This window comes from Paenarthrobacter aromaticivorans (assembly GCF_019038615.1).
Taxonomy (GTDB): Bacteria; Actinomycetota; Actinomycetes; order Actinomycetales; family Micrococcaceae; genus Arthrobacter; species Arthrobacter aromaticivorans.
On sequence record NZ_JAHOPC010000008.1, the window covers coordinates 190,267 to 206,389 of the forward strand.

Annotated in this window: 16 protein-coding genes; 10 read left to right on the top strand and 6 right to left on the bottom strand. The window is 61.1% G+C overall.

The features are described from left to right. Positions 1-18: 18 nt before the first annotated feature. Positions 19-738 carry a hypothetical protein gene (locus KSW38_RS14345; RefSeq protein ID WP_216925586.1) on the bottom strand — a complete coding sequence of 240 codons (720 nt, stop codon included), beginning with the start codon at positions 736-738 and terminating at the stop codon, positions 19-21. 215 nt (positions 739-953) lie between these two features. Between KSW38_RS14345 and holA the strand changes: the two genes are divergently transcribed. After that, positions 954-1,970 carry a DNA polymerase III subunit delta gene (gene holA / locus KSW38_RS14350; protein ID WP_216925587.1) on the top strand — a complete coding sequence of 339 codons (1,017 nt, stop codon included), beginning with the start codon at positions 954-956 and terminating at the stop codon, positions 1,968-1,970. Positions 1,971-2,063: 93 nt separating this feature from the next. On the opposite strand, the gene rpsT is transcribed toward holA, so the two are convergent. Next, positions 2,064-2,324 (bottom strand): 30S ribosomal protein S20, encoded by a 261-nt coding sequence (rpsT, locus tag KSW38_RS14355; RefSeq protein ID WP_216925588.1) that lies wholly within the window; start codon positions 2,322-2,324, stop codon positions 2,064-2,066. A 168-nt stretch (positions 2,325-2,492) separates the two neighbouring features. Further along, positions 2,493-3,038: a type II toxin-antitoxin system PemK/MazF family toxin gene (locus KSW38_RS14360; protein ID WP_216925589.1), complete on the bottom strand. Its 546-nt coding sequence runs from the start codon at positions 3,036-3,038 to the stop codon at positions 2,493-2,495. 202 nt (positions 3,039-3,240) lie between these two features. Between KSW38_RS14360 and lepA the strand changes: the two genes are divergently transcribed. Then, positions 3,241-5,094 (top strand): translation elongation factor 4, encoded by a 1,854-nt coding sequence (gene lepA / locus KSW38_RS14365; protein WP_216925590.1) that lies wholly within the window; start codon positions 3,241-3,243, stop codon positions 5,092-5,094. Further along, positions 5,095-6,324 (top strand): radical SAM family heme chaperone HemW, encoded by a 1,230-nt coding sequence (gene hemW / locus KSW38_RS14370; protein ID WP_216925591.1) that lies wholly within the window; start codon positions 5,095-5,097, stop codon positions 6,322-6,324. A gap of 30 nt (positions 6,325-6,354) precedes the next feature. On the opposite strand, the gene KSW38_RS14375 is transcribed toward hemW, so the two are convergent. Together KSW38_RS14375 and KSW38_RS14380 are read right to left on the bottom strand one after the other, a co-directional pair. Further along, the gene (locus KSW38_RS14375) at positions 6,355-6,768 is read right to left on the bottom strand and encodes a DUF4870 domain-containing protein (RefSeq protein ID WP_159699313.1); all 414 of its coding nucleotides are present in this window, start codon (positions 6,766-6,768) and stop codon (positions 6,355-6,357) included. 134 nt (positions 6,769-6,902) lie between these two features. Then, a complete protein-coding gene (locus KSW38_RS14380) occupies positions 6,903-7,754 on the bottom strand; it encodes a DUF3097 domain-containing protein (protein WP_216925656.1) in 852 nt (283 codons plus the stop codon). Positions 7,755-7,916: 162 nt separating this feature from the next. On the opposite strand from KSW38_RS14380, the gene hrcA reads away from it, so the two are divergent. From hrcA to KSW38_RS14395, 3 genes are read left to right on the top strand one after another with little or no spacing between them, the layout of a single operon-like run. After that, on the top strand, positions 7,917-8,924 hold the full coding sequence (gene hrcA, locus KSW38_RS14385) for a heat-inducible transcriptional repressor HrcA (protein ID WP_216925592.1): 1,008 nt from the start codon (positions 7,917-7,919) through the stop codon (positions 8,922-8,924). A 50-nt stretch (positions 8,925-8,974) separates the two neighbouring features. Further along, the gene (dnaJ, locus tag KSW38_RS14390) at positions 8,975-10,102 is read left to right on the top strand and encodes a molecular chaperone DnaJ (RefSeq protein ID WP_216925593.1); all 1,128 of its coding nucleotides are present in this window, start codon (positions 8,975-8,977) and stop codon (positions 10,100-10,102) included. 2 nt (positions 10,103-10,104) lie between these two features. Next, positions 10,105-10,878, top strand: coding sequence for a 16S rRNA (uracil(1498)-N(3))-methyltransferase (locus KSW38_RS14395; RefSeq protein WP_216925594.1), 774 nt, complete (start codon positions 10,105-10,107; stop codon positions 10,876-10,878). Positions 10,879-10,922: 44 nt separating this feature from the next. Here KSW38_RS14395 and KSW38_RS14400 read toward each other — a convergent pair whose 3' ends face one another. Then, the gene (locus KSW38_RS14400; RefSeq protein ID WP_216925657.1) at positions 10,923-11,795 is read right to left on the bottom strand and encodes a GerMN domain-containing protein; all 873 of its coding nucleotides are present in this window, start codon (positions 11,793-11,795) and stop codon (positions 10,923-10,925) included. A gap of 419 nt (positions 11,796-12,214) precedes the next feature. Between KSW38_RS14400 and KSW38_RS14405 the strand changes: the two genes are divergently transcribed. From KSW38_RS14405 to era, 4 genes are read left to right on the top strand one after another with little or no spacing between them, the layout of a single operon-like run. After that, a complete protein-coding gene (locus KSW38_RS14405) occupies positions 12,215-13,300 on the top strand; it encodes a PhoH family protein (RefSeq protein ID WP_216925595.1) in 1,086 nt (361 codons plus the stop codon). Next, positions 13,297-13,770, top strand: a complete 474-nt coding sequence (gene ybeY / locus KSW38_RS14410) for an rRNA maturation RNase YbeY (protein ID WP_216925596.1) — start codon at positions 13,297-13,299, stop codon at positions 13,768-13,770. Before KSW38_RS14405 ends, ybeY begins: the two co-directional genes overlap by 4 nt. Next, the gene (locus KSW38_RS14415; RefSeq protein ID WP_216925597.1) at positions 13,767-15,098 is read left to right on the top strand and encodes a hemolysin family protein; all 1,332 of its coding nucleotides are present in this window, start codon (positions 13,767-13,769) and stop codon (positions 15,096-15,098) included. Before ybeY ends, KSW38_RS14415 begins: the two co-directional genes overlap by 4 nt. After that, the gene (gene era / locus KSW38_RS14420; RefSeq protein WP_254186498.1) at positions 15,049-16,044 is read left to right on the top strand and encodes a GTPase Era; all 996 of its coding nucleotides are present in this window, start codon (positions 15,049-15,051) and stop codon (positions 16,042-16,044) included. Before KSW38_RS14415 ends, era begins: the two co-directional genes overlap by 50 nt. The last annotated feature ends 79 nt before the right edge of the window (positions 16,045-16,123 follow it).

Consider the following 16,123-nt stretch of genomic DNA (forward strand, 5'->3'; position numbering starts at 1 on the left):
TGTCTCGGGTTGAGGTGGTTATTTGATAAGCGCCGCTGCTTGATCCATGAGCGCACCTACAGCGGCGGCACCGGTTGCGTCAGCGTTTTGCCCGGACGCTGTGGCAGTGATCAACACTCCGTCCTTGACGGCGTAGGCGATGAACGTGGACTGCGCCCTGCCATCGGGCAGGCTGATAGCCGTCTTGTAGGCCATGGTGTCAGGTACAGAGCCGACGCCATCGACTGGTTTTGTCGTCATTTCCATTGACTGCCCCGCCATGGAGAGTGTGATATTTTCGCACGCCGCAGCTTGGGACTTGTTGTTCTTGATCGCGTTGTGGAGTGCGTCGGCGTCCACACCGGAGACAAAAGTAATGCCGCTCATCAATCCTCCCGCTGTGTCAACTGATGCCCCTCCAGCCGTCGTGGATCCGGCAATGGTCTGTGATGAGCCCAGGGCGCCTAGTGCCTTGCAATCTGCAGGTTCGATGGTCATTAAGGCAAGTAGTTCCTTCATCGGGTTCTCCTGGCTGGAAAGTTCTTCGCCGGAGACCGCGGTCAGGCTGGTGCCATCGGCGGTCTTGATCTGCTTGACCAAGTCCAGTAATTCCCCGTTGCTGTACCGCTTCGCCTCCGCTGCCTTCTCACTGGGCGGAGCCGAAGTTGTGTCCGGCGATGTTCCAGGTCCTGAGCATGCACCCAGCGCCATCCCAACTATTGCTACGACCCCGAGGCCCAGCAGTGATTTCTTGTACATTGGTATCCCCTTACAGGTGCCTGTAGCAGCTTGCCCGCTGCCCTCTAACACACACCTAGTAGAGAGATTCTCCGAAACGTGCCGCAGGACGGGGGAAGATCCAACCCATGGACACCCCTCAAAGTGGAAAAGTCTGACCGCAACTGCAGGGCGTCCCCGTCGCCAAGGCATGGCAGACTTGAAGTCTGCAAAAAATCCTCCGGAAGGAAGCATCTGTGGCTGCTGCCCAAAATACGCGGGCCAAGAGCGTCGCTGCGAACAACATCAGCTGGCGGGACGCGACCCCGGCAGCCGTGGTGCTCATCACCGGACCGGAGGAATACCTCGGTATCCGGGCCATGGACCGCATCAGGTCCCAAGTGCGCACCGCGACTCCCGATGTTGAACTGAGCAGGCTGAATGCGGGCTCCTATGAGGCCGGGTCATTGGCCATGACTGTAACCCCGTCTCTGTTCGGCGAGGGAAAGCTCATTGAAGTTGAGGGCTTGGAAGCCATGAATGATGCGTTCCTGGCCGACTGCTTGTCCTACTTGGCCCATCCCGAGCAGGATGTGGTTTTGGTGCTTCGCCATGCCGGTGGTGTTCGGGGGAAGAAGCTGCTTGACGCAGTGAAATCCGCTGGATGGCCTGTGATCGATTGCCAGCCTCTTAAGAAGGACTCGGACAAAACTGCGTTTGTTGTCTCGGAGTTCAAGGCCGGTGGTCGCCGGATTGAGGGCGAGGCTGTCCAGGCCTTGGTCAATGCAGTGGGCGCCAATCTGTCCGAGCTTGCGGCCGCTTGCAACCAGCTGATTGCCGACGCCACCACAGCTGTCACGGCCGAAACCGTGGAGCGCTACTACGGTGGCCGGGTGGAAGCTACGGCCTTCAAGGTGGCCGATGCTGCGATGGCGGGCAACGGACCAGTGGCTTTGTCCACCTTGCGGCATGCCCTCTCCACCGGGGTTGATCCTGTCCCCTTGGTGGCTGCGCTTGCGGCAAAGCTCCGCACGTTGGCCAAGGTTGCCGGAGCCCAAGGATCGTCGGCCACCATCGCCAGGAACTTGGGAATGCAGCCCTGGCTTGTGGAGCAGGCCCAGCGCGATGTCCGCCGTTGGACCCCGGAAGGCCTGATCCGCTCCATCCAGGTCATCGCTGAGGCCGATGCCCAGGTGAAGGGTGAGTCGCGTGACCCGGTTTACGCCGTGGAGCACGCGGTCACGGTTATTGCCACGTCGGCCAGCCGCCGCTGAAGCTGGCGCGTTCACGGCGGCTGTCGGTTAACCCAAAAGGCCGGCACCCATGGGTGCCGGCCTTTTGATCAGCTCAGTCGAACTGGAAAAACCTTAGAGTGCGTTGACCTTCTTGGAGATCGCCGACTTGCGGTTTGCAGCGTTGTTCTTGTGAATAACGCCCTTGCTGACAGCCTTGTCCAGCTTCCGGCTGGCAGCAACAAGTGCAGTTGCAGCAGCATCCTTGTCAGCAGACTCAACGGCGTTGGCAACGGCGCGGATGGCCGTCTTCAGCTCGGACTTGACGGCGTTGTTACGCAGGCGAGCCTTCTCGTTGGTGAGGATGCGCTTCTTCTGGGACTTGATATTAGCCACGTATGAACTCTCTTTTTAATGCGGAAATGGTCTAGAGGGTTTTCAGGTTGGCCATCGACTGAGCGGCGTGGGGATGCCTATGGCAGCCAACCATGAGTGGCCGTCGACCTGCACGGACACACAGCTATAAAGGATAGCAGAAAGCGCGGCCCAGTGTGGACGCGCTGGTCAGCTCCAGCCGTGTCGGTCCCTCAGGGCGCGGGAAACCTCCAGAAATGCCGGCTTGCTGAGGACTGCACCTTCGCGCCGGATCGCATGAGGGCTCACCCGGATCACGCGGTCCAGTTTGACTTCACTCGGCCGCCCTTGACGGTCCCATTGTCCCACCCCAACATCAACGTAATCCCCTGCCCGCCTGCCGTTGTCGTGGTCCTTGGATGTCAGCATGAGGCCCAGGAGCCATTCGCCATCCCTGCCAACCAACAGCACCGGGCGGTCCTTGCCCTGTGAGAAATCCTCTTCATACGGAACCCAGGTCCACACAATTTCACCGGGATCGGGCCGACCATCAGGCTTGGGGGAGTAGTGCAGTTTCGCGACGCCATTGAAGTCGCCTGGGTAGGCGGCGGCTCGATTTCCGACGGCGGGTTGCCGGGTTTGCTGCCGACGGGAACCAGCGGGAGCGTTCTTCCTGCTAGTAGTCGTACTGCTGCCGCCGAGCGCCTTGAGGGATCGAAGGATGAGTTTGCCCCATGGGCGCAAGTCCAATGCCATGCCGACAACGCTACCGCGATGGTTTGCCAAGCCAAGGTCCACAGCGTTTCATCTAGTCCGCCTGGAATGTACTGCTCCGGCAGGAATGTACGGTGAACGGCCGGTTCGTGGGAGACTAGAGGATCAGATGCGCGGCGTGTCCCGGCTGGCCTTTGCCTGGCCGGTGGATTTGCCGTGCGAGTGTCGACAGTAAGGATCCTGCGTGTCTCCCATGGCCCGCACCGCACCGGTGCCCGCCGCAACAGATCCGGCCATCATCCGGAACTTCTGCATCATCGCCCACATCGACCACGGTAAGTCCACCCTGGCCGACCGCATGCTGCAGTACACCGGCGTCGTTCAACAGCGCGACATGAAGGCCCAGTATCTGGACCGTATGGATATCGAACGTGAGCGCGGCATCACTATCAAGTCCCAGGCAGTGCGTATGCCATGGGAACTCGATGGCACCAGCTACGCCCTCAACATGATCGATACTCCTGGCCACGTCGACTTCACCTACGAGGTTTCACGTTCCCTGGCAGCCTGTGAAGGCGCCGTGCTGCTGGTTGACGCAGCGCAGGGCATCGAAGCCCAGACGCTTGCCAACCTCTACCTGGCGATGGAGAACAACCTCACCATCATCCCGGTGCTGAACAAGATCGACCTCCCGGCAGCCCAGCCTGAGAAGTACGCGGCGGAACTGGCCAACCTTATTGGCGGAGACCCGGAAGATGTCCTCAAGGTTTCAGGCAAGACCGGAGTAGGCGTGGAGGCGTTGCTGGACAAAATCGTCCGTGACCTGCCGGCCCCCGTTGGCAATCCCGATGCTCCGGCACGTGCCATGATCTTCGACTCCGTCTATGACACTTACCGCGGCGTGGTCACCTACGTCCGCGTGGTGGATGGCATGCTGCATCCTCGGGAACGCATCCAGATGATGTCTACCCGTGCCACGCACGAGCTCCTGGAGATCGGTGTCAGTTCCCCCGAGCCCACACCGTCCAAGGGCCTTGGCGTAGGTGAAGTGGGATACCTCATCACCGGCGTGAAGGATGTTCGCCAGTCCAAGGTTGGCGATACCGTAACCAACCTCGCCAAGCCGGCATCGGAGTCGCTCAGCGGCTACGCCGACGCGAAGCCCATGGTTTTCTCGGGTCTGTACCCGCTTGATGGAACTGACTATCCGGTGCTCCGCGACGCCCTCGAGAAGCTGATGCTCAACGACGCCGCCCTGGTCTATGAGCCCGAGACGTCCGCCGCGTTGGGCTTCGGCTTCCGTGTTGGCTTCCTGGGTCTGCTCCACCTCGAAATCACCCGTGAGCGCCTTGAGCGCGAGTACAACCTCGATCTCATCTCTACGGCTCCCAACGTGGAGTACGAGGTAACGCTGGAGGACAAGAAGGTTGTCCATGTGACCAACCCCAGCGAATATCCCACAGGCAAGATCGCCGAAGTCCGCGAGCCTATGGTGTCCGCTACTATCCTGGCGCCCAACGAGTTCGTGGGATCCATCATGGAGCTCTGCCAGAGCCGTCGTGGCCAGATGCGTGGCATGGACTACTTGTCCGAAGACCGCGTAGAGCTGCGCTACTGGATCCCGCTTGCCGAAATCGTCTTCGACTTCTTCGACCTCCTGAAGTCCAAGACACGCGGTTACGCATCCCTGGACTGGAAAGCCGACGGCGAACAGGTCGCTGACCTCGTGAAGGTGGACATCCTTCTCCAAGGCGAACAAGTGGATGCTTTCAGCGCCATCACCCACCGTGACAAGGCCTACGCCTACGGTGTAATGATGACCGGCAAGCTCCGTGAACTCATCCCGCGCCAGCAGTTCGAGGTGCCCATCCAGGCTGCCATCGGATCGCGCATTATTGCCCGGGAGAGCATTCGGGCCATCCGCAAGGACGTTCTTGCCAAGTGCTACGGCGGTGACATCACCCGTAAGCGCAAGCTGCTTGAGAAGCAGAAGGAAGGCAAGAAGCGCATGAAGATGGTGGGCCGGGTTGAAGTTCCCCAGGAAGCTTTCATTGCCGCGCTGACCACCGACGAGTCCAAGGACAAGGCCAAGAAGTAGATGCCCAGCGTCCTTCCTTTGGGCGACCCAGCACCTGCGGATGGCTTGCTGCCCCCGCAGGCGCTGGCCGGCGTCGAGCACCGCAAGTTCGGCCTGTACGTGCACATCCCGTTCTGCGCGGTGCGGTGCGGTTATTGCGACTTCAACACCTACACGGCCACGGAGCTGGGTGGTGGGGCGTCGCAGGATGCTTATGCCGGCACGGCTGTCACTGAACTGGACTTTGCCGCCACAGCCATGGATGCCTCCGGCCTGCCAAGGCGCCCACTGAGCACTGTGTTTTTCGGCGGGGGGACACCCACGTTGCTCCCGGCCGAGGACTTGGCGCGTATCCTTCGCGCCGCCGTCGCGCACTGGGGACTCGAACCGGGCGCAGAGGTGACCACCGAAGCCAACCCCGACTCCGTGACGCCGGAATCGCTGAAGGTGCTGGCTGATGCTGGCTTTACGCGCGTCTCTTTCGGCATGCAGTCCGCGGTGCCGCACGTCCTCAAAGTGCTGGACCGCACGCATACCCCGAGCCGTGTTCCGCTGGTGGTCCAGTGGGCGCGCGAGGCGGGCCTGGCCGTTAGCCTTGACCTTATCTACGGCACGCCGGGAGAGTCGATGGCAGATTGGCAGCTGTCCCTTGAGACTGCCCTGTCCTACGAACCAGATCACATCAGCGCCTATGCCTTGATCGTGGAGGACGGCACAAAGCTGGCTGCCCAAATCCGTCGGGGCGAAGTGGCCGGAATCGACGACGACGACCACGCCGCCAAATATGAGCTCGCCGACCAACTAATCTCGGAGGCTGGGCTGACCTGGTACGAGGTCAGCAATTGGTCGAAAACGCCTGAACAGGCTTGCCGCCACAACCTTGCCTATTGGCGGGGAGACGACTGGTGGGGGATCGGTCCGGGCGCCCACTCGCACGTGGGCGGGGTCCGCTGGTGGAACGTAAAGCACCCCACAGCTTATGCCAACAGGCTGGCTGCCGGAGACTCGCCTGCGGCTGGCAGGGAAACGCTTGACGCCGAAACCCGCGAAGTCGAGCGCATCATGCTTGAGGCGCGGCTAGGTACCGGTTTGTCCGTTGACGCGTTGGATAAAGTTGGCCGCCATGCGATGGCAGGACTGATCGCTGAAGAGCTTGTGGATCCGGGTGCGGCCTTCAAGGGTCGCCTGGTTCTTACGCTCAAAGGCCGACTCCTGGCCGACGCCGTTGTGCGCAGGATCCTGCCGGACTAATGGTCGGCAGAATCCCATGGAAGCCTGGAACTACTTAATCCAGCGCAGGTTGAGCTTGTAGCGGTGGGGTTGTCCGTGATTGACACGAATACCCGCTGAGACGGAGAAGCACGTGAGTGCTACCCAGATGCCCGTGGCGATGACTGCAAAGATATTGCCCACCACGGGAAGCAGAACCAGGATGTTTGCCAGGACTGCCGCGATGGTCGGAGGAAGCGTGAAGTTCAGGGCTTCCTTGGATTCCTGTGCCGTAAACGGTCCGCGGTCACGGAAGATCAGATAGATCAACAGGGACGGCAGGCATCCCAGAATTCCCCCGAAGTGCGCCAACGTGGCCCACTGCCGGTCTTCGCTTGCCGTCAGTGGGAGTGCGTTCGCGGGCGCGCCATGGTACTGGGGCTGGCCTGCGGCGCTGCCCGGTTCTTCAGGAGCGTTCTCTGCCACGGTGTCTTCCCTTTGCTGTAAAGATGCTGCGGTGTTGCTGTCCCAGAATACTTGGTCCCGGGTCCTCCCGGGACCAACGCCCCGTTACATCTCCGGGAAAAGCCGCTCAAGGAACGTAAATCAGGACAGGGCTGTCAGGGAGTGGTGAGGAAATCGATGACTTCCTCCACCCGTCCCAGGAGTGAGGCCTCCAAGTCCGCGTAGCTGCGTACCGCACCAAGCAGGCGCTGCCAGCCGAGTCCAATGTCTTCGGCGGTTTCGTGGGGCCAACCGAACGCGGTCAGAATCCCGGTCTTCCAGTCAGTGCCCCGCGCAACTTCCGGCCACCGCTCAATACCCAGCACTTTTGGCCGGATGGCTTGCCAGACGTCAACATACGGATGCCCCACGATCAGGACGTTTCCGGCGGCTCCGGGCACTGTCATGGCTTCTGCGGCGATGCGTGATTCCTTTGACCCCGCCACGAGGTGGTCTACCAGGATCCCGAGCCTGCGCCCTGGCCCGGGGGAGAATGCGGCAATAGCTGATTTGAGATCGTCCACGCCGTGCAGCGGCTCGACGACGATGCCCTCAACGCGGAGATCGTCACCCCAGACTTTCTCCACCAGTTCTGCGTCGTGCTTGCCTTCCACCCAAATACGGCTCGCCTTGGCCACTTGGGCACGCTGGCCAAGGACCCTTACTGACCCCGATGCCGTTCGACCCGCCTGCACGGGCGAACCAGGAGCCTTTGGTGCGGGAGGCATGAGACGGATGGCCTGCCCTTCAAGCAGGAAACCAAACCCTAGTTGGAAGGACTTGGTTTTACCACGCCGGTCCTCAAGGGAGACGATGTGCATTCCCCCGGATTTCTCCACCCGGGTGACTTCGCCCACCCAGCCGGACTGGACGTCTTCAAGGACCATCCCGCGCTGGACGGCTACCTCAGGGAGTTGGCGTTTGGCAGGAGCGGACAGATCCTGCGGGCCCCACGTATCGAAAGCCAAGGACTTCATACCCCTTTGTGCTGGTTGTGCTGGGAATAACTCCCGCGGGCGGTTTCAATGCTAGCAACGTGCTGGCTCATACTAGACTTGTTAGCACTTAGGCATGTTGAGTGCTAACAATTGGTCCGATATAGGCACGGACAGTCGTCAGGAGGTGTTGCAATGAGTGAGCCACGCAAGCTTGAAGTGCTGCGCGCAATTGTTGAGGATTACGTGCATTCCCGTGAGCCTGTTGGGTCCAAGGCGCTTGTGGAGCGGCACCATCTCGGCGTTTCCAGCGCCACTATCCGGAATGATATGGCGGTACTGGAAGAAGAAGGCCTCATCGCAGCGCCCCACACCAGCGCAGGCCGCATCCCCACGGACAAGGGCTACCGGCTGTTCGTGGACCGCATCTCGCAGGTCAAGCCGTTGTCCGCCGCGGAGCGTCGAGCCATCCACTCGCTGCTTGAGGGGCCCGACGACCTCGATGACATCCTTGAGCGCACCGTCAGGCTACTGTCGCAACTGACCAACCAGGTCGCCGTCGTTCAGTACCCGCACTCCAACCGGGCCCTGGTCCGTCACGTCGAATTTGTTCTCCTGGCGCCAAAACAGGTACTCGTGGTGCTCATCGCAGATACCGGAAGCGTTGGCCAGAAAGTCATCGAGGCCGGCTCCGATGTAAGCAACGAGGCCTTGATGGCCCTGCGTTCCCGGTTCCTTGGCAGCATCGCGGGGACTCAACTGGCACTGCTGCCGCAGGTACTGCCATCCGTGGTTGCGCTGTGTCCGCCGGACCTTCGTGGGCTCGCGCAGCATCTTGCCCATGGTCTCCAGGCCCTGAGCGACACCAGCCGTGAAGAACGTATCGTCATGGCCGGAACAGCCAACCTTGCGCGCTCGAATGTGGACTTCCCGTTGAGCATCGGACCAGTGCTGGAAGCTCTTGAGGAACAAGTTGTCATGCTCCGGTTGTTGTCTGACATGGGAGATGATCCCCGCGGCGTGACAGTGAGCATCGGGCGCGAGAATCCATATGACGGCCTGGCAGAAGCATCGGTCGTGGCAACGGGATACGGCTCCGGTGCCAAGGTGGGCATCCTCGGACCAACCCGGATGGACTATCCCACCACCATGGCTGCGGTGCGCGCCGTGGCCCGCTACCTTTCCCGCATTCTCGGCGGCTGACGCCGGCCCGAGGTAAGAATCTGCAGTACAACAAGGAAGAGATACCGACTTTGAGCAGCCACTATGACGTTTTGGGAGTCTCGCCGGAAGCCACCGGGGAAGAGATCAAAAAGGCGTACCGCAAGTTGGCGCGCAAGCTTCACCCGGACGTGAACCCGGGGGAGGATGTCGCGGAGCAGTTCAAGGCCGTGACGCATGCTTACGAAGTGCTGTCCGACCCCCAAAAGCGTCGCGTCTACGATGCCACCGGTAACGAGAACGGCACTGACAACGGCTTCGGTGGCGGCTACTCCGGCCAGGGCTTCGCGTTCCAGGACATCTTCGATACCTTCTTTGGCGGTGGCGGCGGGCACGCTGGTCCGGCCTCCCGCGTGCGCCGGGGCCAGGACGCACTGATCAGTGTCCGCATCGACCTCAAGGACGCCGTGTTTGGTGTCAACAAGAAGCTCGAAGTTGACACGGCAGTGGTCTGCCCCACGTGTGATGGCAGCTGCTGCCGGCCGGGTACGCACCCGGAGCGTTGCGACATTTGCGGCGGCAGTGGCCAAGTCCAGCGGGCCGTTCGATCCATCCTGGGCCAGGTCATGACCACGGCACCATGTGGTTCCTGCGAGGGCTTCGGAACAGTCATCAAGGACCCCTGCAATGAGTGCAACGGGCAGGGCCGCATCCGGAGCCGCCGGTCGCTCACCATCAAGGTACCTGCCGGCGTTGCCACGGGTACGCGGATCCAGCTCTCCGGACAGGGCGAAGCGGGACCGGCAGGCGGACCTGCCGGTGACCTCTATGTGGAAATCCGCGTCAACAGTGACTCCACCTATATCCGCGAAGGCGACGACCTTCACGCTACGCTGAGCGTTCCCATGACGGCAGCAGCTTTGGGTACGGAACTGAGCCTGGAAACTTTCGACGGGCCCCAGGAGATCGACGTCAAGGCTGGCACCCAGTCCGGCGAGGTCATCACGCTTCGCGGTTTGGGCGTCACCCACCTCAGGGGCTACGGCCGTGGCGATCTCAAGGTGCACCTGCACGTTGAGACACCGGTCAAGCTGGATCCGGCACAGGAAGAGCTCCTGCAACAGCTTGCCAAGTTGCGCGGTGAGCAGTTCAGCGAAGGCAAACTCGTGGCCAGCGGCGGCATGTTCGCCAAGCTGCGGGACAAGCTCGGTAACCTGTAGCGGTGAGCAACCCCGTTTTCTTCACGCCCGCCGGGAGCCTGCATGGTGTTGAGCCGGGCGCGTTGTTCGTCATCGACGGTCCAGAAGCCCGGCATGCTGTCACGGTGAAGAGACTCACTGTCGGTGAGGCTGTGGACATTGCCGACGGCGCAGGAGCCCGCCTGACAGGCACGGTGGCAGAGGTCGGACCTGGAAGTTTGTCCGTCATGGCGTCCGGTGTGATTTTCGAAGACCAGCCGGACGTGCGTTTGGTGCTTGTCCAAGCTTTAGCCAAGGGTGACCGCGACGAGTTGGCCATTGAGACGGCCACCGAACTGGGCATAGACGCAGTGATCCCATGGCAGGCTGAGCGATCCATCGTCCGCTGGAAGGGGGATCGCGCTGCGAAGGCCCACACGAAGTGGCAGTCTGTGGTCACTGCCGCGGCGAAACAGGCCCGCCGGGCGTGGATACCGGAGGTGCGTCCTATCCTGGATTCCGCGGCTTTGGCAAAGGCTGTTGCTGCCGCGGATCTGGCTGTGATCCTTCACGAGGACGCCAAGAACCCTTTGCGCACCGTCCTTGAAGCGCCGATCGTGGCTGAGGGCGGCGGGCTGGACTCGCCGCGTGAAGTCCTCTTGATCGTGGGGCCGGAAGGCGGCATCTCGCCGCGCGAGGTAACCCGCCTCAGCGACGCCGGGGCGGTTACGGCTCTCTTGGGCCACCATGTCCTGAGGTCCTCGACGGCGGGACCCGCCGCCGTCGTACTCGCCTCCGACGTCCTGGGTCGCTGGTAGGCCGTGCGGCCTGGCAGCTGAAGCTACCTTAGCGGGCGCTGGGTCTAGCCGACGCTGAAAAGGCGCGTATCCATGGTGGATGTGTCTGCTTGCCCGGAGTCCTGGACCTGGGATACGCGCAATTCGTATTTCCCTGGTTTCAGGGTCGCGCTGAACGAGAAGACGCCGAATTGCCCCGGCTCTCCTGTGGCTTTTGTCTGGCCGGTCAGGAGGCTTGCCTTTTCGCCATTGCCGTTGTCCCGGAGGATCTGCCAGCTGACGGGCTTGGAGCTGTCAGTGCTGCGGCCATTGAACTTAACTGCCCCCGCAGGGAGCGAAGTGTCCTCCTGCGGATCGATGATCCATAGTGGCGCCACCAAGGAAGCGTCCCTGGCCATCGGTTGACCGAGCCGCACCTGGCCGAACGCCATGAAATCCGTGTGACCGTCCACCAGGATGACCACTTGGATCTGCTGCCCTGAGTTGATCAGGCCCGATGACGATGCCGCTGCGGTGGCCGTGTAGACCAGCTGCTGCACAGCGCGCTGCGCCATACCTGCATCAAGGTTGGAATTGAAGGCATCCCGCGAAATATCAACTGTGATCACGTTCTTGCCCGAAATGGATGTTGCCAGGCTGCCTGGGTCCTGCCAAGGAGTGAAGAAGTCGTGGTCCAACGGCTTATCAGCCATCATGATCCGCAGCGCTGTGGTGACGGGGTTTCCGTCGCCGGAGATGTCCCTGAATTCGCGGTACAGGTAGACATCTTCTTTGCTGCGGCCAATCCAGTAGACCGGGATCTTGGTGGACGCCTGGGTGGTCTCCAAGGGAGCATTGCTGGCCGGAGCTTCCTGGACGCTGACTGGTGGCGCACTGGAGGTAGCTTGGGTGGGTCCACCGTTGGCGATACAGCCGGTGAGCAAAAGGACAGCAAGCATCGCAGGCGCTGCGACGGCGGACTTTTTCCGCTTTCGCCCGCCGGGCTGATGGCTTACTGACTGCGCGATGGGGGTTTCCTTGCCTTTACGGCCGGTGGTTGTCGCCGGCCCGTCCAACGGGCGTAGTCTCACTACCCGCTCCAGCCAGCTTGGCATATCGTCGACGGCGGCTTGCCGGGTTTGTGGGTACTGGCGGCAACTGAAACAGGATTGATACCCGCTTGATGCCGAGTTGAGACAATGTCGCAGCCGACGGAGCCCTCAGGGGAGGATGCGCGGGCAAACGCCCGCGGTCTGCCGGGCTGGCGTAGGATTGAAGGCATTCCGGCATATGGCCTGGCGGTTGAGCCAGTCCCATTGTCGAAACGATGGACCAACTGTTATCCGACCAGAGGAGAAGAGGCCGTACGGCCACCACTATGAGTGAATCCCTGAATGGGCGGCTGCGGACCGGAAACGGGAACCCAGCCACCACAGAGTTCCCGCACACCTTACCGGGCACGCGCACGGAAATCGTCACGTTCGACAACTCCGATCAGATGGTTCACTCATTGGGCAGCCATGACGAAGCCCTGCGCTACATCGAGGAGCAGTTCCCGGACGTCAACTTCCACGTTCGCGGCAATGAATTGTCCATGTCCGGTCCGTCCACGGTCATACCGCGCATCATGCGCCTCCTTGAGGAGGTCCGCGGACTGGTGGCGAGGGGGACCGTCGTTACCCCTGATGTCCTCCAGCAGCTCGTTTCCCTCCTGAGGACACAGTCAGTCCAGAATCCCGTGGATGTCCTCACCCACAACATTCTCTCGAGTCGTGGCAAAACCATCCGGCCCAAGACCTTGAACCAGAAGAACTATGTGGACGCCATCGATGCGAACACAGTGATCTTCGGTATCGGCCCGGCAGGTACTGGCAAGACCTACCTCGCCATGGCCAAGGCCGTGCAGGCCCTGCAACTCAAGGAAGTAAGCCGGATCATCCTGACCAGGCCCGCTGTTGAGGCGGGGGAGCGGCTGGGCTTCCTGCCGGGAACGCTGAGCGACAAGATCGATCCCTACCTGCGTCCGCTTTACGACGCCTTGCACGACATGATGGATCCCGAGTCCATTCCCCGGCTCATGGCTGCCGGCACCATTGAAGTCGCACCGTTGGCCTACATGCGTGGCCGGACGCTCAACGACGCCTTCATCATCCTGGACGAGGCCCAGAACACCACCCCTGAACAAATGAAGATGTTCCTGACCCGCCTCGGATTCGGTTCCAAGATGGTTGTTACAGGAGACGTAACGCAGATCGACCTGCCTTTTGGCTCCACCTCCGGACTCCGGATCGTACGGGAAATCCTCAGTGGGATCGATGACGTCAATTTCTCCATCCTGGAGGCTGCGGACGTCGTCCGGCACCGTTTGGTTGCAGACATCGTCTCCGCCTACAGCAGGTGGGATGACGCGCACCGTACGGATGGGGTTGCCGGCACACATCACAAACGTGGAGAACGAAAATGAGCATTGAAATCAACAACGAATCCGGTGTGGACGTGGACGAAGCCCAACTGGTGACATTGTCGCGGTTCATCTTCGAGCGCCTCTACATCCATCCGCAGGCTGAGCTGTCCATCCTCCTGGTGGATGAACCCGCCATGGAGAAGCTGCATATCGAGCTTATGGACGAACCAGGGGCCACGGATGTGCTCTCGGTGCCCATGGACGAGTTGACGCCGGGCACGCCCGATAAACCCACGCCGCAGGGAATGCTCGGAGACATCGCCATTTGCCCCCAGGTGGCCGAGGTGCAGGCGCGGAACGCCGGACACACCACCCAGGACGAAATGCTGTTGCTCGCCACGCACGGCATCCTCCACCTGCTTGGTTTCGACCACGCCGAACCGGAGGAAAAGGAAGAAATGTTTGGTTTGCAGCGTGAGTTGCTGTCTGAGTTCCTGGGCAAGGATGCCCCCATGGAGACCATGCAGTGACCTCGCTCATCCTGGTCGGCATGGCACTGGTTTTCCTCAGTTTCGTGGCCTTGCTGACCGCAGCTGAGGCTGCGTTCAATTTCCTGCCCCGGCACGAAGCTGAACAATCGGTAGTCCGCAGCAAGGGCAAGGCCTTGGCGAGCATCCTCAAGAACCCCGTCGCACACATGCGTGCCCTGCGGTTCTGGCGGGTGTGGTTCGAGATGGCGGCAGCGGTCGCGGTCGCTGTCGTCATGCACAGTTTGCTGGACAACGTGTGGCTTGCCGGCCTGGCGGCGACTGGCATCATGGCCGTCATCGGATTCGTGTTGGTTGGCGTCTCGCCCCGGCAGTTGGGACGCGCCCATTCCGGTCCCATTGTCCGCTTTACCGCGCCGCTGATCAGGTTCCTTTGCTGGATCCTCGGACCGATTCCCGGCTGGCTGGTCGCGTTGGGGAGCGCAGTCGCGCCCGGGGCCCCCGGCGGTGATGACGCGTTTGTCAGCGAGGAAGAATTCCGCGAGTTCGTGGACCGGGCGGCAGAATCGGACATGATCGAAGACAACGAAGCAGAGCTTATCCACTCAGTCTTTGACTTCGGCGATACCTTGGTTCGCTCGGTCATGGTTCCGCGCACGGACATCGTCAGCATTGGGACGGGCTCGGACCTTGAAGCGGCCATGGCCCTTTTCCTTCGCTCCGGCTACTCCCGGATACCGGTCATTGGCGAGAACACGGACCAGATCCGCGGCATTCTGTATCTCAAGGACGTTGCTGCGGCGATGCATCGAGGCGAACCCGGACTGCAACCGCACGACGTCGATTCTCTCGCCCGGGATGTTCGGTACGTTCCGGAATCCAAGCCCGTGAGCGACCTCTTGAAAGAACTGCAGAAGGAATCAACCCACGTGGCCATCGTTATCGATGAGTACGGCGGCACAGCGGGCCTGGTGACTTTGGAGGATCTCATTGAGGAAATCGTAGGAGAGATCGTTGACGAGTACGATGCCGCGGCGGAAGAAGCGGTGGACCTCGGAGACGGAACCTACCGGGTGAGTGCCCGCATGAGCATTGATGACCTCGGGGAGCTGTTCGATATCGACCTCGACGACGACGAAGTGGACACCGTTGGAGGCCTCCTTGCCAAGGCTCTCGGCCAGGTTCCGATCGTTGGGAGCTCGGTTGAAGTGAACGGTGTGTCCCTAAAGGCAGATAGGCTTGAGGGTCGCCGAAACCGGGTCAGCCACATCATTGCGGCAGCCATGCCAAAGGAAGACACTGACTTTGAAGACCTTCTCGATGAGGCAGACACAACGCAACAGGGAGTTCCACGTGAGCAAGCAAAATAAGAAATTCGACGCCGATGACGATTTCGGTGGCTTCCACGCCGGATTCTCGGTCCTTGTTGGCCGCCCCAACGCGGGTAAGTCCACTCTGACAAATGCGTTGGTGGGGCAGAAGGTGGCCATTACCTCGGCCAAACCGCAGACCACGCGCCACACGATTCGTGGCATCGTCCACCGCGAAGATGCACAACTGATCCTGGTTGATACGCCTGGCCTCCACCGGCCCCGCACGCTACTGGGAAAGCGACTCAACGACCTCGTGGCTGACACGTTGTCCGAGGTGGACGCTATCGGCTTCTGCTTGCCGGCCAACGAGAAAATTGGTCCCGGCGATAAGTACATCGCCGCTCAGTTGGCTGCCGTGGGCCGCAAGCCCATCGTTGCCATTGTGACAAAGACTGACCTGGTGGACCGGCAGGCACTGACGGAACAGTTGCTCGCAGTTGCTGCCTTGGGTCGCGAAGTCCTAGGAGAACAAGGCTGGGCAGATATCGTTCCCGTTTCTGCCGCCGATGGTTTCCAGGTATCCACTGTTGCCGACGTACTGATCGGGCACATGCCTCCGTCGCCCCCTCTTTACCCGGATGGCGAACTGACCGACGAGCCCGAGGCCGTCATGATTGCCGAACTCATCCGCGAAGCCGCACTCGAAGGTGTCCGGGATGAACTTCCCCACTCGCTTGCCGTGGTCGTTGAGGAAATCGTGCCCCGTGAAGGACGTACGGAGGACAATCCCTTGTTGGACGTCCGCGTCAATCTTTACGTGGAGCGGCCTTCCCAAAAAGCCATCATCATCGGTAAGGGTGGCAGCAGGCTGAGGGAAGTCGGCACCAACGCGCGTAAGGGAATCGAGACGCTCCTGGGAACCAGGATCTACCTGGATTTGCATGTCAAGGTTGCCAAAGACTGGCAGCGGGATCCCAAGCAATTGGTAAAACTTGGCTTCTGACCCGGCGTCACGGCAACGGCGTGGCTTGGACCCGATAAGGAACTTCCCAGAATCGGCCACTATGATTGCGGGGATCCAC